The sequence below is a fragment of the Massiliimalia timonensis genome (assembly GCF_900186585.1).
GTDB classification, from domain to species: Bacteria; Bacillota; Clostridia; order Oscillospirales; family Ruminococcaceae; genus Massiliimalia; species Massiliimalia timonensis.
In genome coordinates this window covers 814,343-837,033 of sequence record NZ_FYDD01000003.1, presented here as the reverse complement: position 1 = coordinate 837,033, position 22,691 = coordinate 814,343, and the positions used below count along the sequence as shown (strand labels likewise).

Sequence of the window (22,691 nt, the reverse complement as noted above, 5' to 3'; positions counted from 1 at the left end):
AGGCGGGCAATTTGCCCGCCTGTCTTATTTTTATTGAGGGGAAATCTTGAAGGATCCTAACGGCAGTCGTTTTCGTTGAACTGGTTTTGCGCGTTCGGATTCTGTTTCTTGTTCTGTGCCTGATTTTTCTTGTGGCAGGATGTCGGGTTGTTTTTATCCTGCAGATTGTTAGAACGGTTATTTTTCGCAGACATGGTTTTCACCTCGTTTTTATTGTTTGCCAAAGAATTTTCTTTGACGAAATTAGTTTTTGTAAACTCAAGGGATTTATCACATGAAAATTTTGTAAAATAATAAAACGTCATTTCGTATTTCTGTTGTTTCTGAAAAGCATACTTGCGCTACCGGACAAAATGATGTATAATATATTGTCGAGAAAATGTAAAATAATGAGAAAGGCCAGGTTTCTTTATGTCAGGACATTCTAAATGGAAAAATATCATGCATAAAAAGGGAAAAACAGACGCGCAGCGTGCAAAAGTTTTTACCAAGATCGGCCGTGAGATCATGGTCGCTGTAAAAGAGGGCGGCGCAGATCCAGCGGCAAACGGAAAGCTTCGTGATTTGATTGCCAAGGCAAAGCAAAATAACGTGCCGAATGATAACATTGAACGCGTTATCAAAAAAGCTGCCGGCGGCGATGATAAAAATAACTATGAAAGCATGGTCTATGAAGGGTACGGGCCGAACGGCGTCGCAGTTATCGTAGAGGCGCTGACAGATAATAAAAACCGTACTGCGGGTGAAGTGCGCCATTATTTTGATAAATTCGGCGGCAACCTTGGAACGACCGGATGCGTATCTTATATGTTCTCTACCAAAGGGGTTATTGTTCTGGAAAACGACGGTCTGGACGAGGAAAAGGTAATGGAAGACTGCATGGAGGCTGGGGTAGAGGATTTCGACTTTACCGAAGAAGCAGTTGAAATTGAAACTATACCGGCTGAATGCGGCAATGTCCGTGAATTTTTAGAGGGGAAAGGCTATACCATTGTTTCTGCGGAAGTAGAGCAGGTTCCAAGCACCTATACCCAACTGGATGATCCGGAGCATATCCGGAAAATGAACCTTTTGCTGGATGCGTTGGAAGAAAATGACGACGTACAGAACGTATTCCATAACTGGGAGAACCAGGAAGAAGAGGAATAGCTGATTTTCCGCCGGCCGCTGACTGCGCTCGGCGGATTTTTATGGGGAGATCAAAATACTATGAAGCTGATAGAAATCCAAGATAGGACAAAAACGATACAGTTGGAACTATTTCAAATTTTGGAAAGCTCTGTTCGGGCTACTCATACCTTTTAAGTGAGGAAGAAATCCAGAAAATTGCACAATATGTTCCTGAAGCACTAAAGGAAATTCCAGTTTTGATCGCTGCTAAAAATGATGTGGGTGAATATACTGCTTTTATGGGATTAGATGACAAAAAGATTTCGATGCTGTTTGTTTCTGATCAAGAACGACATAAAGGAATCGGGAAAATGCTAATCCGCTATGGAATAGAACACTATGGTATTAACGAAGTGTGTGTTAATGTACAAAATCCTCAGGCAGTTTGTTTTTATGAGCATTTGGGATTTAAATGCTACAAACAGTCTGAATTAGACGAGCAGGGAAATCCTTATCCAATTTTATATTTAAAAGTAAATTGATTTTTAGAGGACATGGATACCATGTCCTTATTTTTGTCAAAACGGCATTTTTCCTTTACAAATTGTTCATATTATGATACAATAAGTCGAATTTGAAAATTAGGGGGCATAAATATGGTAGTTACTTCTACAAAAGAACTGTCGGATGGCGCCAAAATATTGCTTGGTATACAGCATCTATTTGCAATGTTTGGTTCTACCGTCTTGGTTCCGGCGCTGACAGGACTAAACCCGTCTGTCGCTTTGATTTGCGCTGGAATCGGAACGCTGATTTTCCATTTTGCGACCGGCCATAAAGTTCCGGTATTTGTTGGCTCCAGCTTTGCTTTTTTGGCGGCTTTGCAGGTGACCATCAAAAGCTATGGGATTCCGGCTACTCAGGGGGGAATTATTGCTGCCGGTGCTGTTTATCTGATTTTGGCACTGCTGGTAAAGCTGATCGGCGTAAAACGAGTCAGAAATTTATTCCCGCCGGTTGTTACTGGACCGGTGATTGTAGTCATAGGGCTTACATTGGCGCCAACTGGGATCAACATGGCAAAAACGAATTGGCTGGTAGCGGTTTTTGTACTAGTGATTATCGTGCTTGTGTCTATTTTTGCAAAGGGATTCTTTAAATTGGTCCCAATTTTGATTGGTTTGGCCGGAGGGTACCTGCTGTCGATCATCTTGACTTTAACTGGGATATGCCCGGGGCTGGTGGATTTTCAGCCTATTGCAGAAGCTCCTTGGATCAGTCCGTTCTGGAGTATAGGGGAGTTCTTTACCGTTCCGGAGTTCAATCTCCATGCGATCGCACTTTTGGCTCCAATCGCACTGGTTACCTTTATGGAGCATATCGGAGACGTTACTACAAACGGCTCAGTTGTCGGAAAGGATTTCTTAGAGGATCCGGGACTGCACAAAACTTTGATCGGAGATGGCTTGGCTACTATGGCCGCTGGCTTGTTGGGCGGTCCTGCTAACACGACTTATTCCGAAAATACCGGTGTTTTGGCTGTTACCAAAATTTATGACACCGTTGTATTAAAGATCGCTGCTGTTTTTGCGATTTGTCTTGGTTTGTTCGGAAAAGTGGGCGCAGTTATTCTTTGTATCCCAGATGCAGTAAAGGGTGGAATGTCTGTCGTTTTGTTTGGAATGATCGCTGCCGTTGGGATGCGAACGATTACCGAAGCAAATCTTGATTTTGCACACAGCAGGAACCTGTTGATCACTGCTTTGATTCTTGTTTTTGGCTTGGGGCTGAGCGCAGGGGTCAGCATTGGGAACTTCCAGATTTCCGGGTTGTTTATTGCAGTTGTAGTTGGCGTGATCACCAACAAATTATTGCCGTTGGAAGAATAAGTATATAAAAAAGAACCGGTACAATACCGGTTCTTTTTTTTCGGGAAATCTGGATTTCCCGCATTCTAAATGCTATAATAAAAGAAAGATACGCTGAAGGGGGATAAAGATGATTTTAGTCATCGATGGACAGGGTGGAGGAATTGGACGTGCTCTGATCGAACAATTAAAACAAAAGGGCGTTTCGCAGGAAATCATTGCTGTAGGTACTAATAGCGGCGCTACTGCCGCTATGCTGAAGGCCGGTGCTGACGCTGGGGCTACGGGGGAGAATGCGATAACTTATAACTGCGGCAGGGCACAGGTGATCGCCGGCCCGGTTGGAATTTTACTGGCAAATTCCATGTATGGGGAAGTATCCCCTGCTATGTCTGCCGCAGTATCGTGCAGTAAGGCGAAAAAAGTACTGATTCCGATCACGAAATCAAATCTGTTTGTTGTAGGAACGCAGAACAAGCCAATGATGCAGTATATCGAGGAAGCAGTACAGGCGGTATTGGAGGCTATTGAATAAAATATGGAATTATATCAGGCAAAACAGATCAACGATCATACATATATCATTGGGGAGGATTACGGCACACGAGCCAATACGACCATGGCGCTGATAATTGGGGAAGAGCGCGCCGCGCTAATCGACACGGGGGCAGGAATTGCGGATCTTTCTAAATTTGTCAAAAGGTTTACTGAGCTTCCAGTAGTTGTTTTGACGACTCACCTCCATGCAGATCATGCAGGTGGAAATCCGTTTTTTGAGGAGATCTATGTCAGTGAGGAGGATGTATTTTTAATGCCGGAATCCATGGGGATGGATTTTCGGATGAACTATATCCGGCAATGTTTAGGGGAAGATAATCCAAGAAAGGCGGAGATAGAACGCACCGTCAATCGCATTCTTTCCTTTCCGTATCATCCGCTTTCGGATGGCGATCAAATCGACCTAGGGGGAGTGTCCCTGAAAACGGTCGCTTTGCCGGGGCATACTCCCGGCTCTATGATGTTTTTTGATGAAACAACACATACTTTATTCAGCGGGGATGCAGTCAATACTACACCATGGCTGTTTTTACCTTATTCCGCTCCGCTTTGTGTTTATTTAAAGAACCTAAAGCGATTACGGCCGCTTTTTGCAGAAACAGAGCACATTTACTGTGGGCACGATATGAATGATATTGGCACTGATGTCCCAGAGGCTTTAATGCTGGCCTGTGAGGATGTTTTAAACGGAGAACGCGGAAGGCCGGTCCGCACCTTTGCCGGGGAGGCTTATCAGTACCGTAGAGGGAAGATACGGCTTTTTTTCCGCCCAGATAATCTTGTATCAGGAGGACGGTCATGAAAGCACGGATCAAGAAAACCAAAGAAATGGTTTTATGTTATCACAAGGGAAATGAACAGCTTTTGTGTTTACTGGAAAAACTGCATGTTCCCTGTCAAATCATTTCGGACAGCGACTTAGAAAAGACTATTTCGATCTGCCTTCAGGAAAGGGAAAGGGAGCAAACGAAAAGCCAGGTAGAAATCCCGGAACCGTTTTTGCTGTTCAGCGGGATCTCACAGAAACGCTTTGATGAGATTTTAAATTTGCTTCGTCCAGATTTTCCGAAGCTAATGAAAGCGGTGGTGACCCAACATAATCAAAATTGGACAGTGGTACAGTTGTACCGGGAGCTTTGCCGGGAACGGAAGAATTTTGGCGTTCACCAAAGATAGCTTTTAGACGAAACAAAGCGAAAAAAGAAGAATTTTTCCGTCAAAATTCCAATCTGTTAATTCCGTAACAAAAATACACTTGATTAAACGGACAAAAACCTTTATAATGATATGTGGTGAAAATGCCATAAATGTAATAAACCATATTTATGCAGTTTATTCAAGGTAGAACCGAAAGGAGTTTTCAAATGATTTATTCACATGAAGTAGAGAAAATGTGCCCGGTTGCACAAGGCGTTGCTCATGGTGCTGCTCCGATTCCGGAAGAAGCAAAATGGGTGAAGGCAAAAGAAATTACTGATATTTCCGGTTTGACCCACGGTGTGGGCTGGTGTGCTCCACAGCAGGGTACTTGTAAACTGACCCTGAACGTAAAGGAAGGCATTATTCAGGAAGCGTTGGTTGAAACGATCGGATGTTCCGGTATGACCCACTCCGCTGCAATGGCTTCTGAAATTCTGCCGGGCAGAACTATTTTAGAAGCGCTGAACACTGACCTTGTCTGTGACGCGATCAACACTGCAATGAGAGAACTGTTCCTGCAGATCGTATACGGCAGAACCCAGAGCGCTTTCTCTGAAGACGGTTTGCCGGTCGGTGCTGGTTTGGAAGACCTTGGGAAAGGACTGCGTTCTCAGGTTGGTACTATGTATGGTACTCTGAAAAAAGGTCCGCGTTATTTGGAAATGGCAGAAGGTTATGTCACCGGGATTGCTCTGGACGATGAGGATCAGATCATTGGCTACCAGTTTGTAAACTTCGGTAAAATGATGGACTTCATGAAAAAGGGCGATGACGCTGCAACAGCTTTTGAAAAATCAAAAGGTCAGTATGGCCGTGTTGCTGATGCTGCGAAAATCATTGATCCGCGCGAAGAGTAATTGAGGAGGTAACGCGATTATGGCATTGTTTGAATCTTATGAAAGAAGAATTGATAAAATCAATTCTGTTTTAAATAGTTATGGCATTGCTTCCATTGAAGAAGCTGAGAAAATTACAAAAGACGCTGGTTTAGATATCTACAATCAGGTAAAGGCGATTCAGCCGATCTGCTTTGAAAACGCTTGCTGGGCTTACACTGTTGGTGTTGCCATCGCAATCAAAAAAGGCTGCACCAGAGCTGCTGACGCCGCCGCCGCAATCGGAGAAGGCTTGCAGGCATTCTGCATCCCAGGTTCTGTCGCAGACCAGCGTAAAGTTGGCTTGGGCCACGGTAACCTTGGCAAAATGCTGCTGGAAGAAGAAACTGAATGTTTTGCATTCTTGGCTGGCCACGAATCCTTTGCTGCTGCAGAAGGCGCAATCGGGATTGCTGAAAAAGCAAATAAAGTCCGTAAAAAACCTTTAAGAGTTATCCTCAATGGTTTGGGAAAAGACGCCGCACAGATCATCTCCAGAATCAACGGTTTTACCTACGTTGAAACTGAAATGGATTATTACACCGGCGAAGTAAAAGAGGTTTTCCGCAAATCTTACTCTGACGGTTTAAGAGCAAAGGTAAATTGCTACGGTGCAAACGATGTAACCGAAGGCGTTGCGATTATGCACAAAGAAGGCGTTGACGTTTCCATCACCGGGAACTCCACCAACCCGACCCGTTTCCAGCACCCAGTTGCAGGTACCTACAAAAAAGAATGTATTGAACAGGGTAAGAAATACTTCTCTGTTGCTTCCGGCGGTGGTACGGGCCGTACCCTGCATCCGGACAACATGGCTGCTGGCCCAGCTTCCTACGGTATGACGGATACCATGGGCCGTATGCACTCTGACGCACAGTTCGCTGGGTCTTCTTCTGTTCCTGCTCACGTTGAAATGATGGGCTTGATCGGTATGGGGAATAACCCTATGGTCGGTGCTACTGTAGCGTGTGCTGTTGCTGTCGAAGAAGCAATGAAAAACAAATAAAATCCGATAGACAGTGGATTTATCGCCAAAAGAGCTGCTCGCTGAGCGGCTCTTTTTTTGTCTTAAAATCTTCTGAAGAAGATAGAAATTCAGTATTTTTACCCAAATTTTACCCCTAGGCTGGGTACATGGGCCTGCGAAGCCGCATCACTGCTAGATTTCTGTGGATATATTGTTCTATCAATGTTTCTGGAAAATGTTAGTAGCAGTGGCTGGATCTGAAACTGTATGTCATAAATATATCGATCAAGTAGTACAAATGCTTGATGAAAAGGGATACCAATCTTAGAAACTTATATACTTATTTAAAAACATGGAGGAAGAAGCTCACATTTTTGTTTGTGAAGAATGCAGTCATGAGTATGGAAAGGTAGAAGCGACAGAGAAGATTCAAATTTAGAAGAGGACGAAACTAATGAGTTATACTCCTTTATGGAAGAGCATTTAGAGATAAAGAAAACAGGCTAGAACTAAAAGATCGTATCCCTTTTGGTCCTAGCCTTTCTTTGTGTTATCCAAACAATTTCTTGATTTTTAATTGTGATTTATAGTATAATATTACTCATGATACAAAAAAAGCGCTGAATACTGTGGCTTTTGGCTGCTGCCTTAGTGACGATGAAAACGTTGCTCATCAGGCGAATGAATTTTGGAAACTGGACAGTATTGGAAAAAATTATTGCATGATGTCCCGTGCTGTTTTGGCACTGGACAAATTACAAAAGGAACATGGTGAATGATGATGGATATTCAAATCCTAGAACAAAAGCTGAGAGATAATATCGGCCTGGTGATCAAAGGAAAAGATGACGTGATTCGAAAGATTGTCATTTGTCTGATATGCTCCGGGCATATCCTGTTGGAGGATGTCCCCGGGACCGGGAAAACGACCCTTGCAAAAGCTTTGGCTCGTTCCTTGGACTGCGATTTTAAACGGGTTCAGTTCACGCCGGATCTACTTCCTTCCGATTTGACAGGGGTCAATTTCTATAACCAAAAGCTGGGAGAGTTTCAGTTTAAAAAAGGGGCGTTGTTTACCAATATCCTGCTTGGGGATGAAATAAACCGCGCAACCCCAAGGACCCAATCCAGTTTGTTGGAATGCATGGAAGAACGGCAGGTATCGGTAGACGGGCAAACCTATCCTTTAAAACAGCCTTTTTTAGTGATCGCAACCCAGAATCCAATTGAGATCCAAGGGACTTTTCCACTACCAGAAGCCCAACTGGACCGCTTTTTTATGCGCCTTAGTATGGGATATCCCGATTTAATAAGTGAGATCGCTATGTTGCAGCGGGGAGAAGAACAGCTTTTAACTCCGGTTGCCTCCGCACAGGATATAGCTGAAGCACAGAGAATCGTCAGCGACATCAAGGTGAGCGGTCCGGTGAAAGAATATCTGGTAAATTTGGTAAATGCGACGCGAAGCCACGAAAAGATCCGGCTGGGGGTCAGCCCGCGCGGAAGCTTGGCGCTGATGAAGGCGGCGCAGGCACTTGCGGCGATAGAGGGCAGGGACTATGTGATCCCCGATGATATTCAGCAGATCGCCCTTGACGTTCTACCGCACCGCATTATCTGCAAAGGGCACAATATTATGCAGCAGGGTGATTTGGCAAAGGAATATCTGCGCCAGATCATTACCCAGACGCCTGTGCCGATCGAGAGAAGATAACATGGAATTTTTAGCATTACTACTGATTGTGCTGGTCGTTGTTATGCTCCAAAACTGGGTATTTCAGTGCTGGGGGCTTCGCAGCTTGGATTATAGTTGTACCTTAAGCACAGACGAAGCAACCCAGTATGATGATATCGAACTAGTAGAAACGATCACCAACCGCAAATGGCTGCCTGCACCATGGCTAAAATCAGAGATCACCACTTCAGTCGGTTTGGATTTTGCTGGGGCGCAGTCAGTCCTGACCGATAAAAGCCGGTTTGTTCCCAGCTTCTTTATGGTGCGCAGCTATCAGACCGTAAAACGGGTGTGGAATGTTCATTGTGCTGCGCGCGGGGAAATGGAGATCCAAAAGATCGTTTTAGTTTCTACTGACCTGTTTGGAAATGTCACATTATCCCGGCCGGTAGAGGTATCCGCCAATGTGCTGGTCCTGCCAAAGCCTTTTGTGTTGGAAGAAGTCTTTTTATCTCCCAAAAACCTGTCTGGGGATATCATTGTCCGGAAGCACCTGCTGGAAGATCCATTTTTCTTTTCCGGAGTACGGGAATACACAGGCCGGGAACCAATCAATCAGATCCACTGGAACGCCTCTGTCAAGGAACAGGAGTTGATGGTATATCAGCATGATTCCACCTCTACCCAAACTTTGACGGTCATTTTAAATATGCAGTCACAGGCAAGGGATTTTGCGGACCGCCCGCATCTTTTGGAAGCATGCATCCGCACCAGTGCCTCGGTGATAGAAAACACCTGGGCAGAACAGATCCCTGTCAGGCTGATGAGCAACGGGAATATCAGCAAGGAAGCGTTGAAGACCCATCAAGGCCTGATTTCCACACAGTCGTGGGGAAAAGAACATATTTTAGAACTGTTCCGCCTGCTTGCGAAATTAAAATACGGGTTTACTGACCCATTTGACGAATATCTGTACGATATTTCGGCTTCGGTCACGTCTTCGGATATTGTCATTGTCACAGCCTATCTAACACAGGCAGTCTGCGATTTTGCAAGGGAAAAGCAGATTTTTGGGGTCAGGGTAAAGATCTTTATTTTAGGCAGGATTTCAGAACAGGAGATCCCGGAGGATTGTGACATTTACTGCTTCCGGGAAAATTATAATCTCCAAACAGAAACAAAGGAGGAGAAAATATCATGAAAAAATCTCTTCCTCAGTTTTTAAAGCTTCTTTCTATCCTTGGGTTTGGTCTGCTGTTGTACCCCTTATTTTTCTTAAGCATCTTTTTATTTGGCGAGATTAATTTAACTCATAGCCTCTATGCGCTTGTGTGGGGGCTTATCCTTGTTTTTTTGGGTTTTGGAACCTCTGCGGCTGTCAATAAATTGAACTTAAAAGGTGTTTTTAAAAATCTGTCAGCGATCGTGTTAGGAGTATCTTCCGCCGCGCTTACTGTTTTTCTTTTTGGGGGATATGGCTTTGTTACGGCGATCCTTGTGGGTATGATCGGTGCAGCGGTATTTTGGGTTTCATGCAGGCTTTATTACCGGGAATACGCGGATATTCTGCCCACGATGATGATCCTTGCGTTTGCCTGCATAAATCTTGCCGCAATCGTAGTCCTTTATTCCATAAAAGAAGTCCCGGATCATGCGCTGGATCTGCTGGCTCCTTGTTTTTTAGCGGTGCTTTTTATTTATGCGCTGGTAAGAAATCAGGCGAATATTGATCAGATGATGCAACGCCGCCGCCACAATTTAGAGCACCTTCCCAAGAAGATCCGGTATTATAACAGCATATTGCTGATTGTGCTGTCTGTCGTTATTCTACTGCTATTCCTGTTCCGGGACTCGATTGCCGGCGCAGTAAGCTGGTTAGGGAAAGAACTGCTTCGGCTTTTGCTGATGATCGCGGGCGGGATCATGCGCCTGGTGTCCATGCTGTTTCCGCAGCAGACCTTTGAAGGTACAATAACAGGGGGAGAACTAGGTTTTGCGGGGGAAGAAGGGGCTTCCGGTCCCTCCTTTCCTGTAGAACTCATTGCCGTTTTATGTATCGTATTGATCCTGTTTTTCTTTCGGAAAGCGATTGCAGAAAAAATACGGCTGTTGTTCCAAAAAATAAAGCAGCTTTTGAGCAAAACGCTTACCCTGCGAAAAGCAGAACACAAAAGCGAATACTATGAAGATTATGTGCATACCCTGACGCAGGAAGAACGGAAACAGCTTCAGGAAAAAAATGATACGGGAAACGGTATCCGAAAATGGCGAAAAGCATATCGGCAGTATCAGAAAACCGCTTTGCCAAGTGAACGGCTTACGAAAGGGTATCAGCTCTTTGTAAGCTGGCTTTCCTTAAAAGGGGTGGATACCTTGCCCGGGGATACCACTTGGGAGATCCTGCAAAAGGGAAAGGGGATCTGCCCATATGTAGAGGGAGAGGACTTGACCAAGGTGTATAATCTGTTTTTATACCGGGGAGATGAGGTGGCTTCGGAAAAGATCGCTTTGTTGGACAGTTTTTTAAAAGAATTGTCTGTTTCATTAAAATAATTAGGAGTTGACAGTGTAAGATGAATATGCCTGACAAAATACCGGAGATGCTCTTTGCTTGCTGCGGGATGAACTGCATGGCGTGCTACCGGCACTGTTTTCCTACTAAGCCTTGTTCCGGATGCAGGAGCGGGGAAGTTCCCTATAAGCCAAAACATTGCCTCAACTGTCCTATTAAAGATTGTATAGAAAACAGGGGATATCAACACTGTTATGAGTGTTCGGACTTTCCCTGCGAGAAAATAAAACGCTTGGATAAAACCTACCGTACCAGATACAAAATAAGCCTGATTAAAAATAGCCGGTTTGTAAAAGAAAAGGGAATTCCTTCTTTTTTAAAGGGACAGGCGCAAGAAGTACACCTGTTCAAAATGCGGCGGGATCATCTCACTGCACGACGCACAGTGCAGTGAATGTCGAACCAAAACTAAAAGATAAACAGAATCCCGGCAGCTGCAAAACTGCCGGGATTCTGTTTATCTTAGGGATTTTGCTAACTGCAAATAGTGCCGTATATCCCGCTCGGAATGAATGTCATAGATCCTCTGCTGTAAAATACCTTGTTCCGCTTCAGATAAGCTGAGAAATAATTCTTTTGCCGCGCGGTCGCTGTTTAGTACCTGATATAAGTTATCCTGATGCAACATAAGATTCGCTCCTTCTCAAATGCAATTTGGTTTTAGGTTATTTATCCCCGTATTTCCCAGAAAATATACGGATTCCGATCCGCAAAAAATTGACTTTTTCGCGCTTTTACGTTATGATAAAGAAGACCACAAATATTTGATAAAAAAGGGGAGCGTTTCCCTTATTTTGAGGAGAATTAAAATGAGTAAAATGCTGTTTACTTCAGAATCTGTCACTGAAGGGCATCCTGATAAGATCTGTGACCAGATTTCCGACGCGATTTTAGACGAAATCATTTCCAAAGACCCCAATGCCCGGGTAGCTTGTGAAACTACTTGTACAACGGGGATCATTTCTATTATGGGGGAGATCACAACCTCCTGTTATGTGGATATTCCCAGTTTAGCGCGCAAGGTCGTGCTGGACATTGGATATGACCGCGCGAAATATGGATTTGACGCAACTACCTGCGCAGTCGTAACTTCTATTGACGAACAATCCCCAGATATTGCAATGGGGGTCAATGAAGGATATGAAAATAAGCAGGGCACAGGGCAGGAAGAGGAAAATATGACTGGTGCCGGCGATCAGGGCATGATGTTTGGCTTTGCCTGTGATGAAACGCCGGAGTTGATGCCGATGCCGGTTTCTTTAGCGCATAAGCTGGCAAAACAGCTGACTAAAGTAAGAAAAGACGGCATTCTGCCATATCTTCGTCCTGACGGGAAAACTCAGGTCACGATCGAATATGACAACGGCGTCCCCACCCGGGTAGATACGGTAGTGGTGTCGTCTCAGCATGCGCCGGAAGTCAGCTTGGAACAGATCCGCAGCGACATTACCAAAGAAGTGATCCAGACGACCATCCCGGCTGAACTAATGGATGAGCAGACCAAAATTTTCATCAATCCGACCGGCCGTTTTGTAGTGGGCGGCCCTCAGGGGGACAGCGGCCTGACTGGACGGAAAATTATTGTTGACACTTACGGTGGCTATGCACGGCACGGCGGCGGTGCGTTTTCCGGGAAAGACCCGACCAAGGTAGACCGCAGTGCGGCTTATGCGGCACGCTGGGTTGCCAAGAACGTGGTTGCAGCTGGCCTTGCGAAAAAGTGCGAAGTACAGTTGGCCTATGCGATCGGGGTAGCGCATCCGGTTTCTATTATGGTGGATACCTTTGGTACAGGAACTGTCAGCGACGACAAGATCGCCGAGGCGGTCCAAAAGGTATTTGACTTGCGGCCAAACGTTATCATTAAAACCTTAGACCTCCGCAAGCCGATTTATAAAGCATTGGCTTCTTATGGCCACATGGGCAGGGAAGACCTTGGCGTTTCCTGGGAACAGGTAAACCGCGTGGAAGAATTAAAATCAGCAATACAGTAATAAAAAAGCGATGAGAAATATTCTCATCGCTTTTTTATTACTGTTTATGTGCTGTGATGACTGTATAACTGTACGCATTCACAGTTATTGTACAGGTGCCGGTATCAATGTACCAGTTTTTCCCGCGCCTTTCGATAGAAGAACAAAGGGAAAGTATTTGTGCTTTACACCAGCCGATCACATCATCAGTATCCAAAGAAAGATTCTTCCGAATACGCTCCACACCTAATTTCGTGGTATGGAGCTTCTCTAAATTTTTAAGCAGCTCCATATGTATTTAGTAGGTTAAGAACTGGGTCAAAAGCCCAGGGCCAAAGTCTACAAAAACGCCGGTAGTTTTAGCGGTTTCCTCGTCAAACACAGTGATTTGCGGGTGCTCCACTGCTTTTGATTTTTGATAGATCAAAAACGGGATCGGATCGGAAACATGGGTCTTCAGCGCCAGCGGGGTAGCGTGATCCGGCAAAATCATTACCTTATAATCCGCCTCCTGCTGATCTAAAAAGTCAAGGACAGGCTTTAATACGTCACGGTCAATGATCTCCAAAGATTTTACTTTGTTTTCGATCTCAAACCGGTGCCCGCACTCGTCTGGAGCTTCTACATGAATATACACAAAGTCGGAACCGTTTTGCAGGGCGTCAATACACGCCTGCGCCTTTCCGGTAAAGTTGGTGTCGATATATCCGGTGGCGCCTTCCACTTCGATCACGTCCATATCGGCCAGCTTTCCGATCCCTTTGATGAGGTCTACTGCCGAAATGACAGCGCCATGCAGCCCGTTTTTCTCTTCAAAGGAGGGAAGCGCTGCGCTTTTTCCATTTCCCCAAAGCCAAATAGAGTTCGCCGGGCGCAGACCGCGTGCGATCCTTTTTTGATTGATTGGGTGGTCTTTTAAAAGGTCATAGCTTTTCTTCATCATATCCAGCAGTTTTTCCGCCGCGGGATGGTTTGGAAGATATTCGGTAACCACTCTGCCGGAAATATCATGCGGAGGGGTCAAATCTCCTACGTCTTCCGCGCCGTGATGCCAAATGAGGCAGTGACGGTAGCTCACGCCGCTGTAATAGGTAAACTCTTCGCTGTCAAAGGCTTCCTTCAGTGATTTTACGATCTCTTCTGCTTCCGCTGTGGAAATGTCATCCGCACAGTAATCAACCATGGTTTTGTCTTCATAGTTTTCTTCTTCGCTCAGGGTGACCAGATTACACCGCATGGCAATATCGGTAGAAGACATTTTAATACCAATACTTGCCGCTTCCAGAGGGGAACGCCCAGTATAATATAATTTGGGATCATACCCCATAACTGAAAGGTTTGCAACGTCGCTTCCGGGTTTAAAACCGTCTGCAACTGTTTGCACCATTCCTACCATACCAAACCGTGCCAAGGTGTTCATATTCGGTTTCTCTGCAACTGCCATTGGTGTTTTCCCATTAAGCTGTTCTAACGGGTAATCCGCCATACCGTCGCAGAGCAAAACAACATGTTTCATTTACGCCATATCTCCTGTCTTAAAATTTCTGTTATTATTTTATCATATTTTAAAAAGAAATACAAATGTTTTTCTGTGGAATACAATCAATCAAATCGTCCGCTGTGGAAATCATCCGCAAACCAAACCTGCTCCACCTCAAAGGTCTTTCCTTTCAGGTAGTTGAGGACGCCCGCATCCGTCTGAAACTGGAAGGTCAGCCGGTACGCGCAAAGCGCCTGATGCTTGTATCCGTATTTCCGGTTCAGGGCATTGACCCCATATTTTCCATCCCCCAGCAGCGGCGCGCCAAGATAGGCCATGTGCGCCCGGATCTGATGGGTCCTTCCGGTATGCAGGGTCACACGGGCCAGCGAAATATCACCTTTGGTTTCCAGCACCTGATATTCTGTGATCATCGTCTTGGTATCCTGGTCTGGAAAGTCCTGCACGCGGACCAGGTTATTTTCAGCGTCTTTTTTCATATAATGGGTCAAAGTTGCTTCTGGGCTTTTGGGCCTTTTGGCAAGCAGGCAAAGATACTGCTTTTCTATTTCGCGGTGCTTGATCTTTTCGTTGAGCACCCGTAGCGCCGCGGCAGTTTTGGCTACGATGACGATGCCGCAGGTGTTTCGGTCAATGCGGTTTGCCAAAGCAGGGGCAAAGGACAATTCCTGTTCCGGCTGGTAATCCCCTTTTTCGTAAAGATAATGCTTGACGCGGTTGATCAGGGTATCCGGGGTGTTGTCGTTGTCTTCGTGGACTACAAGCCCCTGCGGCTTATTGACCAGAAGGATATTTTGATCCTCGTATACCACAGAAATATTTCCGGGCACCATCAGGAAGGTTTCGTTTGTCCGGCCCTCATTAAAAAATTCATCATTGATGTATAACTCAAGCTTGTCCCCGGCCACAAGCCGGTAATTTAATTCGCACCGTTTCCCATTTACCTTGATCCGTTTTTTCCGGATCGCTTTATACAGCAGGCTTTTGGGGAGCAGAGGAACGCTTTTCTGCAAAAATTTATCCAAACGCTGGTCTGCGTCATTCTCTGTGATCAAAAATGTCTTCATAATAGAGCTTTTTATTCTCCTTTGTCATCTTTTAAAATTTATTATACCATGCGCGGCGTTTCCTCTTCAAGTATTTGCACAGGGTAACACTTTGTGCTACAATAAAACAGACGAAAAATGATAAAATGGGGGTGGAGCAAATGCCGGAAAAGAGTAATCCTAATAAGGAACACCGCAAGCGTTTAAAAAAGCGGTTCCTGCAAGAGGGGTTTGATTCCTTTGAAGAGCACAACATGATCGAACTGGCACTGTTTTATACCATCCCCGTCAAAGATACCAATAAGCTAGCGCATACTTTAATAGAACGGTTTGGTTCTGTCGCCGGAATCCTAGACGCATCGGTTGAAGAACTGAAAGAGGTAAAAGGGATCTCTGATCACACGGCGATCTTTTTTCATATGGTCGCGGCACTTGCCAAGGTATACTATACTACAGAATCAAAGCGGGAAAAAATAAAATTTGACAATGCAGATAAAATAGGGGAGTATTTCATCCGGAAATATCTAGGAGTCAAAGAAGAACAGGTTTACCTGCTTTTGCTCGATAATGCGTTATCTGAACTGGGATGTGAGCTGATCAGTGTTGGAACGCTCAATTCCGCTTCCCTTGATTTGAGAAAGGTGGTAGAGGCGGCGTTTCACGCACAGGCGACCCATGTAGTGCTTGCTCATAACCATCCAGCCGCAGGAACTTCCCCATCAAATGAAGATGTAATTGCCACCCATTATTTAAAAAATTACCTGGAGGCTTTAAATATCGATTTGTTAGATCATGTGATCATTTCCGGCAGGGAATTTCAATCTATGAAACGGTTAGAATATCTATAGAAAGGCAGGAGCACTCCTGCCTTTCTAGTTTGCCTTGACTTATCGTGCCAAAGGGTGTTATGATAATGAAACGCATGAAACAGGAGGAAAACGATATGACTGATTTTTTAGTAAAGCTGTTTATAAAAAATCGTAATGATATCCACGATCCGCAGGTACGGAAAAAATACGGAAGTCTTGGCGGGATCGTTGGCATTATCTGTAATATTATTTTATTTACACTCAAATTTTTAGCTGGGGTACTTACTTCTTCTATTTCTATTACGGCTGATGCTTTTAATAACCTTTCAGATGCCGGCTCTTCCATTATCACCCTGGTCGGGTTTAAAATGGCCAGCATGCCTTCCGACGATGAGCATCCCTTCGGACACGGCAGGATTGAATATGTGTCCGGCCTCATTGTTTCACTGATCATCATGCTAATGGGGGTAGAGCTTTTTAAATCATCGGTAGAAAAAATTATTTCTCCTGAAACGATCACCTTTCAATGGCTTTCTTTAGGAATTTTGATCTTTTCGATCCTATTAAAGCTTTGGATGGCGCTATTTAACCGCAGGCTGGGGAAAAAGATCAATTCGGTCGCGATGCAGGCAACCGCCGCCGACAGCCTAAGCGATGTAATTGCCACAACCGCTGTCGTGATCGGTATCCTAGTGTTTTACTTCTTTCATCTTAACATCGACGGCTGGATCGGTGTGGTAGTTGCGCTGTTTATCCTTTATACAGGCTTTACCACTGCGCGGGATACCATGAACAGCCTTTTGGGGCAGGCGCCGGATGCCGAGTTTGTAAAAGCGGTAGAGGAAAAGGTACTCTCTTATCCTGATGTTGTAGGGGTACACGACCTGATCATCCATAATTACGGTCCGGGGCGCTGCTTGATCTCCCTGCATGCCGAAGTCCCCTGCGATATTGATATTCTTTCTATCCATGATGCGATCGACAATATTGAACGGGATTTAAACCAGACCTTCCAGTGCGAAACCGTGATCCACATGGACCCGATCTCTTTAAACGATAAAGAAGCCAATCGAATGTATGATTTTCTGAAAGCTCTGGTGGCTGAACTAGACCCTGTTTTAAGCATTCATGATTTTCGGATGGTCGCAGGGCCTACCCATACCAACCTTATTTTTGATGTGGTCGTACCGCATAAATACCATCTTTCAGATGAAGAGGTGCGGGAAAAAATCAACCAACTGGTCAAAGAAAAGAATACTAGCTACGAAACAGTGATGAATATCGACCATTCCTATACTGTATAAGGAAAAAAACCGTAACAGAAAAAAGGACCGTCCTGTTCCGGACGGTCAAAATGAGGAATGAAAATTGATGAAGGGTAAAATAGAATGCATACCAAAGTGATCTTTCCCATAAAAGAAAGTTGAAAAAAACGCTAATTTATGATTAAATAAAGTAGTACATAAATTTTGCTTTCCTCAAACGGAATCATCGGTACAACAAATAATATACCACTGTTTTCATACAAAAGGTGTCGAAACTGGTATCATAAAAAATTTAATAGGGAAAAGGAACCGATATGTTAATTATTCATGCCAATATTAAAACGATGGAATCACAGGATTACCCGAACGGATACCTGAAAATCCAAGATGGGAAGATCACGGAACTAGGCGATATGAAAGATTTAGATGTTCAGGAAACAGATAGCCTGGACGTAAAAGGGGCGCTGGTCCTGCCAGGGCTGATCGATGCACATTCCCACATTGGTATGTGGGAAAACGGCTTAGGGTTTGAAGGGGATGACGGAAACGAAGAAACCGATCCGTTGACTCCGCAGCTTCGCGCTATTGACGCGGTCAATCCTATGGATTACTGCTTTGAGGAAGCTCGGCAGGCAGGCATCACCACTGTGCTGACCGGTCCGGGGAGCGCTAACCCGATTTCGGGGAGTTGGTGCGCCATGAAAACCTACGGCCGCAGGATCGACGACATGCTGCTCTCTGAACAGGTTGGAATGAAATTTGCCTTGGGCGAAAATCCAAAAGGGGTCTATCACGGAAAAGGGGAAACCCCGATGACCCGGATGGGAACCGCGGCGCTGATCCGCGAGGAGCTGCACAAGGCCAAACGGTATCTGGACGATCAAAAACGGGCCAAAAAAGATCCAGATATTGACCCGCCGGATTACGATGCAAAAAGCGAGGCCCTGATCCCGGTATTAAAGCGGAAAATGAAAGCATTTTTCCATGCGCACCGGGCGGATGATATTTTTACTGCGCTGCGGATCGCAAAGGAATTTAAACTGGATTGCGTTATTGTACATGCGACGGAGGGATATAAAATCGCGGACATCCTTGCTGGGGAAAAGGTACCGGTGATTGCAGGACCGGTGCTCTGCGACCGCTCTAAGCCGGAGCTGCGGGATATGTCTATCGAAAATACGGCAATTTTGCGAAAGCATCATGTAGAAACCGCGATTTGTACCGATCATCCGGTCATTCCGATCCAATATTTAGGACTGAGTGCAGGGATCTGTGTAAAAGCGGGACTGCCTTACGAGGAGGCGCTGCGGATGCTGACCATTGTTCCGGCAAAGATCTGCGGGATCGACCGCCGTGTTGGTTCTATTAAAAAAGGGAAGGACGCCGACCTGCTGATCATCTCTGACGATCCGCTGAACGTGTACAGCAAACCTGATTATGTGATATTGAACGGGAATATCGTGGTAAATAATATAGAAAAGGGGAACTAGACATGAGGGAATTATCTGTCTTGGAGATCACCAAAGCGGTCAAAGAGCTTTGCATCCAAGCTAACATGGTTCTGCCCTGCGATCTGCGGGAGCGGATCGAAAAACAGGCGGAAGCGGAGCCGTTCCCGCTGGCCAAAGAAGTCATGGGGGATATTCGGGATAACATCTACTGTGCGCAGGAGATCAGCGTCCCCATTTGCCAGGACACTGGCATGGCAGTTATTTTTCTGGAGCTTGGACAGGAGGTGCATCTGACAGGCGGTGATTTAAACGCCGCAGTCGATGAAGGGGTCCGTCAGGGATATGTGGAAGGGAAACTGCGTTGTTCTGTGGTGGAAGATCCTTTGCGCCGTATCAACACCAATGATAACACCCCTGCGATTTTGCATCTTTCCATTGTTCCGGGAGAACAGGTGAAGATCACGGCAGCGCCCAAAGGGTTCGGCAGTGAAAATATGAGCGCTATGAGGATGTTCACCCCCTCGGCGACAAAAGAGGACATTATCAATTACATCGTAGAACAGATCAATACAGCAGGCTCCAATCCATGCCCGCCCATGGTGGTCGGAGTCGGCATTGGCGGAGATTTTGAAAAATGTGCATATCTGGCTAAAAAGGCGTTGTGCCGGGCTGTCAGCCAGCCAAATCCCGATCAGTTTTATGCTGACATGGAGCAGGAACTGCTTTGCCGAATCAACCAGCTGGGGATCGGGCCGCAGGGCTTTGGGGGCGAGACAACTGCACTTGCGGTAAATATCGAAGCGTTTCCAACTCATATTGCCGGCCTGCCGGTAGCGGTCAATGTTGGCTGCCATGTCACACGGCACGCTGAAATGACTTTATAACTAAAGGAGAATTATGACAATATTAACTTATCTTGCACCATGCCATTTTGGCTTGGAAAGCGTCTTAGCCGGGGAATTAAAACGCATGGGCGCTGAAAACGTACAGGCCGATAACGGGAAGGTGGAATTTTCCGGCCCGCCTGAGATGATGGCCCGCGCCAATATCAATCTGCGGACTGCTGAACGGGTGATGATCAAACTGACCTCGTTTGAGGCAACCTCTTTTGAAGAACTGTTTCAAGGGGTCAAAGCGATCCCGCTGGAAGAATATATCGGAAAAAAGGACGCCTTTCCGGTAAAGGGCTGGTCTTTAAATTCACAGCTCCACAGCGTCCCCGATTGTCAGGCGATCATCAAAAAGGCCGCGGTAGAACGGTTAAAAACCCATTATCATCAGGATTGGTTTTCCGAAACCGGTCCAATGCACCAAATACGTTTTTCCATTTTAAAGGACCAGGTCACGGTAATGCTGGATACCTCAGGCGTTGGGCTTCATAAAAGGGGATACCGGTTAAAAGCCAACGAAGCGCCGATCAAGGAAACCTTAGCAGCCGGGATCATTGATATTGCCCGCGTAAAGGGATTTTCCGAGGTGAACGATCCTTTCTGCGGTTCCGGAACGTTTTTAATCGAAGCGGCTACTAAGGCTTTGAATATCCCGCCCTGCCTGCGCAGAAAATTTGCGGCGCAGGATTGGGGAATGTTTGATGAAAAGATATGGCGGGATGAACGCAGCAGGGGATTGGACCTGGTGCGCAGAGACGCAGAATTTTTTGCGCATGGCAGCGATATTGATCCCGAATGCGTTGCGCTGACAAAGGAAAACGCAAAACGAGCCGGCGTATTTGGGAAAATATCCGTTCAGACGGCTGACATCAAAAATTTCCGTGTCAAGGAAAACACCATTACATTTGCAAACCCGCCGTATGGGGAACGCCTTTTGGAAAAACAGGAGGCGGAGCAGATTTACCGGACGATGGGAAAGGTCTTTCAAAGGGCAGACCGCGCAAGTTATTATATCATCTCTCCACACGAATCCTTTGAATCCATTTTCGGAAAAAAAGCGGACAAGCGCAGGAAGCTTTATAACGGCATGATGAAATGCCAGCTGTTCCAATATTTTAAATAAAAAAGATGCCAGAAATTTTCTGGCATCTTTTTTATTCCTCTTCTTCTATTGGCCCCGCGTTAATGGAAGCAATGATGTCGGTAAAGTCTGCTTCTATCTTTTGGGTTTTGTCGGTATTTCCCACGATGACCTTGCCGGATAATTCCACATTCAGGCAGTCAAAAAACATTTTCGTAGGGATTGTCAGGTATTCCTGCAGCCGTTCTCCGCAGTTCCCGCCGGTCATCAGCAAAAATCCCTTTTTCCGCTGCGGGAAGGTGTTCTTCCGTCCGTCAAACTGGTTGACATAAAACTGCTGCGCCCGGTCCATCATCGCTTTTACCGGAGCTGGAAACCCAGCACAGTAAACGGGTGAAGCAAGTAAAATAATATCTGAATGCTGTACTGCTTCGATCAGATCATCATAGTGGTCGATATGGTTATAACAGCATAAGCCGTGTTCACAGTTTTGACAGTCTGTGCAGGGGATCAAGTCCATTTCAAACAGGTCAAACTGTTCCAAATAAAAGCTGTTTTCCTCTAACTGCTCCAAAAGCTGCATCACAAGGCGAAACGTATTTCCCACATGATGAGGGGAACCAAATAAAAGCAGGATCCGCTTTTTAAATAAGCTGGCGTTCGTCACAATATTCGCAGACAAGTAAATCACCATTTTCTTTGTAAGATTTTTCTAAGTATGTTTCATGGTTTGTGATGCAGTTTGGGTTATTACAGGAAATATGAGCACAATGATGGGAGATAGGGGCCCTTTTGGTCCCGTTTGACTGCAACAGCGTCATGATCAGCGCCATCCGGGCGTAAACACCGTTGACAGCCTGTTTAAAATAAATCGCCCGTGGGTCCTTGTCCACGTTGAGGTCAATTTCATCTACACGCGGCAAGGGATGTAGGATACATAAGTCTTGTTTGGCGTGGAACAGCTTTTCCATGTCCAGGATATAGACATTTTTTTGCCGTTCATACTCCTCCTGCGAGGCAAAACGTTCCTTTTGGATCCTTGTCATATACAAAACATCTAGCTGAGGGATCGCCTCCGCCAAAGAGTAGCATTCCTGACAGGCACAATTATGGCTGTTCAGCCAATCCTTAATATACTGCGGAACAGAAAGCTCTTTGGTAGAAATCAGTACAAACTTATTATTCGGATACATGGAAAGCGCCTTGATCAAAGAGTGGACGGTCCTTCCATATTTCAGGTCCCCGCACAACCCAATAGTCAAGCCGCTCAAGGCGCCTTTTTCGCTTTGCAGGGTAACCAGGTCTGTCAAAGTCTGAGTAGGGTGCAGGTGTCCGCCGTCGCCGGCATTGATCACCGGGCACCCAGCATAGATCGCCGCCGCTTTTGCCGCGCCCTCTATCGGGTGGCGCATAGCAAGAATATCCGCATATCCGGATACGATGCGGATGGTATCCATCAGGTTTTCCCCTTTGGAAACTGAGGAGTTCTGCGGGTTGTCAAACCCAATGATCTGGCCTCCCAACCGGAGCATTGCAGTTTGAAATGACATCTGCGTCCGGGTAGAGGGTTCGTAAAATAACGTAGCTAAAATTTTATGTTTGCAGACTTCGGAATAAGCCTTTTCGTTGGCCTTTATTTTTAAAGCAAGCTGGATAATTTCGTTCCATTGTTCGACAGATAGATCGTTTAAGTCGATTAAATGCTGAAATTCCACGATAAATCTTCCTTTCTTTCGGATACTTATCCTTTTATCTATTCTATCAATTTATGACAATAATTTCAATATCTAACCGGGGATTCCAAGATTTTTTCTGAAATATTCACCAAAATAAGATTCTTCACATATAAT

Annotated in this window: 25 protein-coding genes; 18 read left to right on the top strand and 7 right to left on the bottom strand. The window is 45.4% G+C overall.

Features of this window, described 5'->3' with window-relative positions; genetic code table 11:
* Window positions 1-56: 56 nt before the first annotated feature.
* Window positions 57-224, bottom strand: a complete 168-nt coding sequence (locus CIB36_RS06085; protein ID WP_158662597.1) for a hypothetical protein — start codon at window positions 222-224, stop codon at window positions 57-59.
* 187 nt (window positions 225-411) lie between these two features.
* Here CIB36_RS06085 and CIB36_RS06080 point away from each other — a divergent pair, with 187 nt between their 5' ends.
* From CIB36_RS06080 to CIB36_RS06025, 12 genes are all read left to right on the top strand, one after another.
* Window positions 412-1,149 carry a YebC/PmpR family DNA-binding transcriptional regulator gene (locus tag CIB36_RS06080; RefSeq protein WP_093988633.1) on the top strand — a complete coding sequence of 246 codons (738 nt, stop codon included), beginning with the start codon at window positions 412-414 and terminating at the stop codon, window positions 1,147-1,149.
* Window positions 1,150-1,367: 218 nt separating this feature from the next.
* The gene (locus CIB36_RS13650; RefSeq protein ID WP_324612355.1) at window positions 1,368-1,652 is read left to right on the top strand and encodes a GNAT family N-acetyltransferase; all 285 of its coding nucleotides are present in this window, start codon (window positions 1,368-1,370) and stop codon (window positions 1,650-1,652) included.
* A gap of 114 nt (window positions 1,653-1,766) precedes the next feature.
* Window positions 1,767-2,999: a uracil-xanthine permease family protein gene (locus tag CIB36_RS06070; RefSeq protein ID WP_093988632.1), complete on the top strand. Its 1,233-nt coding sequence runs from the start codon at window positions 1,767-1,769 to the stop codon at window positions 2,997-2,999.
* Window positions 3,000-3,108: 109 nt separating this feature from the next.
* Window positions 3,109-3,513 carry a DUF3842 family protein gene (locus tag CIB36_RS06065; protein ID WP_093988631.1) on the top strand — a complete coding sequence of 135 codons (405 nt, stop codon included), beginning with the start codon at window positions 3,109-3,111 and terminating at the stop codon, window positions 3,511-3,513.
* 3 nt (window positions 3,514-3,516) lie between these two features.
* Entirely contained in the window at window positions 3,517-4,338 is an 822-nt protein-coding gene (locus CIB36_RS06060) for an MBL fold metallo-hydrolase (protein ID WP_093988630.1), read from the top strand.
* A complete protein-coding gene (locus tag CIB36_RS06055) occupies window positions 4,335-4,712 on the top strand; it encodes a DUF3783 domain-containing protein (RefSeq protein ID WP_093988629.1) in 378 nt (125 codons plus the stop codon). Before CIB36_RS06060 ends, CIB36_RS06055 begins: the two co-directional genes overlap by 4 nt.
* Window positions 4,713-4,900: 188 nt before the next feature.
* Window positions 4,901-5,593 (top strand): iron-sulfur cluster assembly scaffold protein, encoded by a 693-nt coding sequence (locus tag CIB36_RS06050; protein WP_093988628.1) that lies wholly within the window; start codon window positions 4,901-4,903, stop codon window positions 5,591-5,593.
* Window positions 5,594-5,612: 19 nt separating this feature from the next.
* Complete coding sequence (locus CIB36_RS06045) at window positions 5,613-6,617, top strand: GGGtGRT protein (protein ID WP_093988627.1); 1,005 nt, start codon at window positions 5,613-5,615, stop codon at window positions 6,615-6,617.
* 742 nt (window positions 6,618-7,359) lie between these two features.
* Window positions 7,360-8,292 (top strand): AAA family ATPase, encoded by a 933-nt coding sequence (locus tag CIB36_RS06040; RefSeq protein WP_093989008.1) that lies wholly within the window; start codon window positions 7,360-7,362, stop codon window positions 8,290-8,292.
* 1 nt (window position 8,293) lies between these two features.
* Window positions 8,294-9,454 carry a DUF58 domain-containing protein gene (locus CIB36_RS06035; protein ID WP_093988626.1) on the top strand — a complete coding sequence of 387 codons (1,161 nt, stop codon included), beginning with the start codon at window positions 8,294-8,296 and terminating at the stop codon, window positions 9,452-9,454.
* Complete coding sequence (locus CIB36_RS06030; RefSeq protein WP_093988625.1) at window positions 9,451-10,806, top strand: hypothetical protein; 1,356 nt, start codon at window positions 9,451-9,453, stop codon at window positions 10,804-10,806. Before CIB36_RS06035 ends, CIB36_RS06030 begins: the two co-directional genes overlap by 4 nt.
* Before the next feature lie 20 nt (window positions 10,807-10,826).
* Window positions 10,827-11,219 (top strand): DUF3795 domain-containing protein, encoded by a 393-nt coding sequence (locus CIB36_RS06025; RefSeq protein WP_407657455.1) that lies wholly within the window; start codon window positions 10,827-10,829, stop codon window positions 11,217-11,219.
* 63 nt (window positions 11,220-11,282) lie between these two features.
* Here the strand turns inward: CIB36_RS06025 and CIB36_RS13245 are convergent, their stop codons facing one another.
* Entirely contained in the window at window positions 11,283-11,453 is a 171-nt protein-coding gene (locus CIB36_RS13245) for a hypothetical protein (RefSeq protein ID WP_158662596.1), read from the bottom strand.
* Between the two features lie 181 nt (window positions 11,454-11,634).
* Here CIB36_RS13245 and metK point away from each other — a divergent pair, with 181 nt between their 5' ends.
* Entirely contained in the window at window positions 11,635-12,819 is a 1,185-nt protein-coding gene (gene metK, locus CIB36_RS06020) for a methionine adenosyltransferase (protein ID WP_093989007.1), read from the top strand.
* A 37-nt stretch (window positions 12,820-12,856) separates the two neighbouring features.
* Here the strand turns inward: metK and CIB36_RS06015 are convergent, their stop codons facing one another.
* The 3 genes from CIB36_RS06015 to CIB36_RS06005 all read right to left on the bottom strand — a co-directional run bounded on the left by CIB36_RS06015 (window position 12,857) and on the right by CIB36_RS06005 (window position 15,366).
* Window positions 12,857-13,090, bottom strand: a complete 234-nt coding sequence (locus CIB36_RS06015; RefSeq protein WP_093988624.1) for a DUF3781 domain-containing protein — start codon at window positions 13,088-13,090, stop codon at window positions 12,857-12,859.
* 6 nt (window positions 13,091-13,096) lie between these two features.
* Complete coding sequence (locus CIB36_RS06010; RefSeq protein WP_093988623.1) at window positions 13,097-14,314, bottom strand: cofactor-independent phosphoglycerate mutase; 1,218 nt, start codon at window positions 14,312-14,314, stop codon at window positions 13,097-13,099.
* An 86-nt stretch (window positions 14,315-14,400) separates the two neighbouring features.
* Window positions 14,401-15,366, bottom strand: a complete 966-nt coding sequence (locus CIB36_RS06005) for an RluA family pseudouridine synthase (RefSeq protein ID WP_093988622.1) — start codon at window positions 15,364-15,366, stop codon at window positions 14,401-14,403.
* A gap of 140 nt (window positions 15,367-15,506) precedes the next feature.
* Here CIB36_RS06005 and CIB36_RS06000 point away from each other — a divergent pair, with 140 nt between their 5' ends.
* The 5 genes from CIB36_RS06000 (at window position 15,507) to CIB36_RS05980 (ending at window position 20,883) form a co-directional block, all read left to right on the top strand.
* Window positions 15,507-16,193: a JAB domain-containing protein gene (locus tag CIB36_RS06000; RefSeq protein WP_158662595.1), complete on the top strand. Its 687-nt coding sequence runs from the start codon at window positions 15,507-15,509 to the stop codon at window positions 16,191-16,193.
* A gap of 65 nt (window positions 16,194-16,258) precedes the next feature.
* Complete coding sequence (locus tag CIB36_RS05995) at window positions 16,259-17,458, top strand: cation diffusion facilitator family transporter (RefSeq protein ID WP_324612354.1); 1,200 nt, start codon at window positions 16,259-16,261, stop codon at window positions 17,456-17,458.
* A 275-nt stretch (window positions 17,459-17,733) separates the two neighbouring features.
* Window positions 17,734-18,909, top strand: coding sequence for an amidohydrolase (locus CIB36_RS05990; RefSeq protein ID WP_093988620.1), 1,176 nt, complete (start codon window positions 17,734-17,736; stop codon window positions 18,907-18,909).
* Between the two features lie 2 nt (window positions 18,910-18,911).
* A complete protein-coding gene (locus CIB36_RS05985; protein WP_093988619.1) occupies window positions 18,912-19,754 on the top strand; it encodes a fumarate hydratase in 843 nt (280 codons plus the stop codon).
* Between the two features lie 13 nt (window positions 19,755-19,767).
* Window positions 19,768-20,883, top strand: a complete 1,116-nt coding sequence (locus CIB36_RS05980) for a THUMP domain-containing class I SAM-dependent RNA methyltransferase (protein WP_093988618.1) — start codon at window positions 19,768-19,770, stop codon at window positions 20,881-20,883.
* Window positions 20,884-20,914: 31 nt separating this feature from the next.
* Here CIB36_RS05980 and CIB36_RS05975 read toward each other — a convergent pair whose 3' ends face one another.
* A complete protein-coding gene (locus CIB36_RS05975) occupies window positions 20,915-21,523 on the bottom strand; it encodes a flavodoxin family protein (RefSeq protein ID WP_158662594.1) in 609 nt (202 codons plus the stop codon).
* Window positions 21,486-22,559, bottom strand: a complete 1,074-nt coding sequence (gene pyrB / locus CIB36_RS05970) for an aspartate carbamoyltransferase (protein ID WP_093988616.1) — start codon at window positions 22,557-22,559, stop codon at window positions 21,486-21,488. Before pyrB ends, CIB36_RS05975 begins: the two co-directional genes overlap by 38 nt.
* Window positions 22,560-22,691: the final 132 nt, after the last annotated feature.

Bases quoted from the DNA above. Each gene is read 5' to 3' on its own strand.
- CIB36_RS06080 (WP_093988633.1), top strand. From the start codon at position 412: ATGTCAGGACATTCTAAATGGAAAAATATCATGCATAAAAAGGGAAAA.
- CIB36_RS06070 (WP_093988632.1), top strand. From the start codon at position 1,767: ATGGTAGTTACTTCTACAAAAGAACTGTCGGATGGCGCCAAAATATTG.
- CIB36_RS06065 (WP_093988631.1), top strand. From the start codon at position 3,109: ATGATTTTAGTCATCGATGGACAGGGTGGAGGAATTGGACGTGCTCTG.
- CIB36_RS06060 (WP_093988630.1), top strand. From the start codon at position 3,517: ATGGAATTATATCAGGCAAAACAGATCAACGATCATACATATATCATT.
- CIB36_RS06055 (WP_093988629.1), top strand. From the start codon at position 4,335: ATGAAAGCACGGATCAAGAAAACCAAAGAAATGGTTTTATGTTATCAC.
- CIB36_RS06050 (WP_093988628.1), top strand. From the start codon at position 4,901: ATGATTTATTCACATGAAGTAGAGAAAATGTGCCCGGTTGCACAAGGC.
- CIB36_RS06045 (WP_093988627.1), top strand. From the start codon at position 5,613: ATGGCATTGTTTGAATCTTATGAAAGAAGAATTGATAAAATCAATTCT.
- CIB36_RS06040 (WP_093989008.1), top strand. From the start codon at position 7,360: ATGGATATTCAAATCCTAGAACAAAAGCTGAGAGATAATATCGGCCTG.
- CIB36_RS06035 (WP_093988626.1), top strand. From the start codon at position 8,294: ATGGAATTTTTAGCATTACTACTGATTGTGCTGGTCGTTGTTATGCTC.
- CIB36_RS06030 (WP_093988625.1), top strand. From the start codon at position 9,451: ATGAAAAAATCTCTTCCTCAGTTTTTAAAGCTTCTTTCTATCCTTGGG.
- CIB36_RS06025 (WP_407657455.1), top strand. From the start codon at position 10,827: ATGAATATGCCTGACAAAATACCGGAGATGCTCTTTGCTTGCTGCGGG.
- CIB36_RS13245 (WP_158662596.1), bottom strand. From the start codon at position 11,453: ATGTTGCATCAGGATAACTTATATCAGGTACTAAACAGCGACCGCGCG.
- metK (WP_093989007.1), top strand. From the start codon at position 11,635: ATGAGTAAAATGCTGTTTACTTCAGAATCTGTCACTGAAGGGCATCCT.
- CIB36_RS06015 (WP_093988624.1), bottom strand. From the start codon at position 13,090: ATGGAGCTGCTTAAAAATTTAGAGAAGCTCCATACCACGAAATTAGGT.
- CIB36_RS06010 (WP_093988623.1), bottom strand. From the start codon at position 14,314: ATGAAACATGTTGTTTTGCTCTGCGACGGTATGGCGGATTACCCGTTA.
- CIB36_RS06005 (WP_093988622.1), bottom strand. From the start codon at position 15,366: ATGAAGACATTTTTGATCACAGAGAATGACGCAGACCAGCGTTTGGAT.
- CIB36_RS06000 (WP_158662595.1), top strand. From the start codon at position 15,507: ATGCCGGAAAAGAGTAATCCTAATAAGGAACACCGCAAGCGTTTAAAA.
- CIB36_RS05995 (WP_324612354.1), top strand. From the start codon at position 16,259: ATGAAACGCATGAAACAGGAGGAAAACGATATGACTGATTTTTTAGTA.
- CIB36_RS05990 (WP_093988620.1), top strand. From the start codon at position 17,734: ATGTTAATTATTCATGCCAATATTAAAACGATGGAATCACAGGATTAC.
- CIB36_RS05985 (WP_093988619.1), top strand. From the start codon at position 18,912: ATGAGGGAATTATCTGTCTTGGAGATCACCAAAGCGGTCAAAGAGCTT.
- CIB36_RS05980 (WP_093988618.1), top strand. From the start codon at position 19,768: ATGACAATATTAACTTATCTTGCACCATGCCATTTTGGCTTGGAAAGC.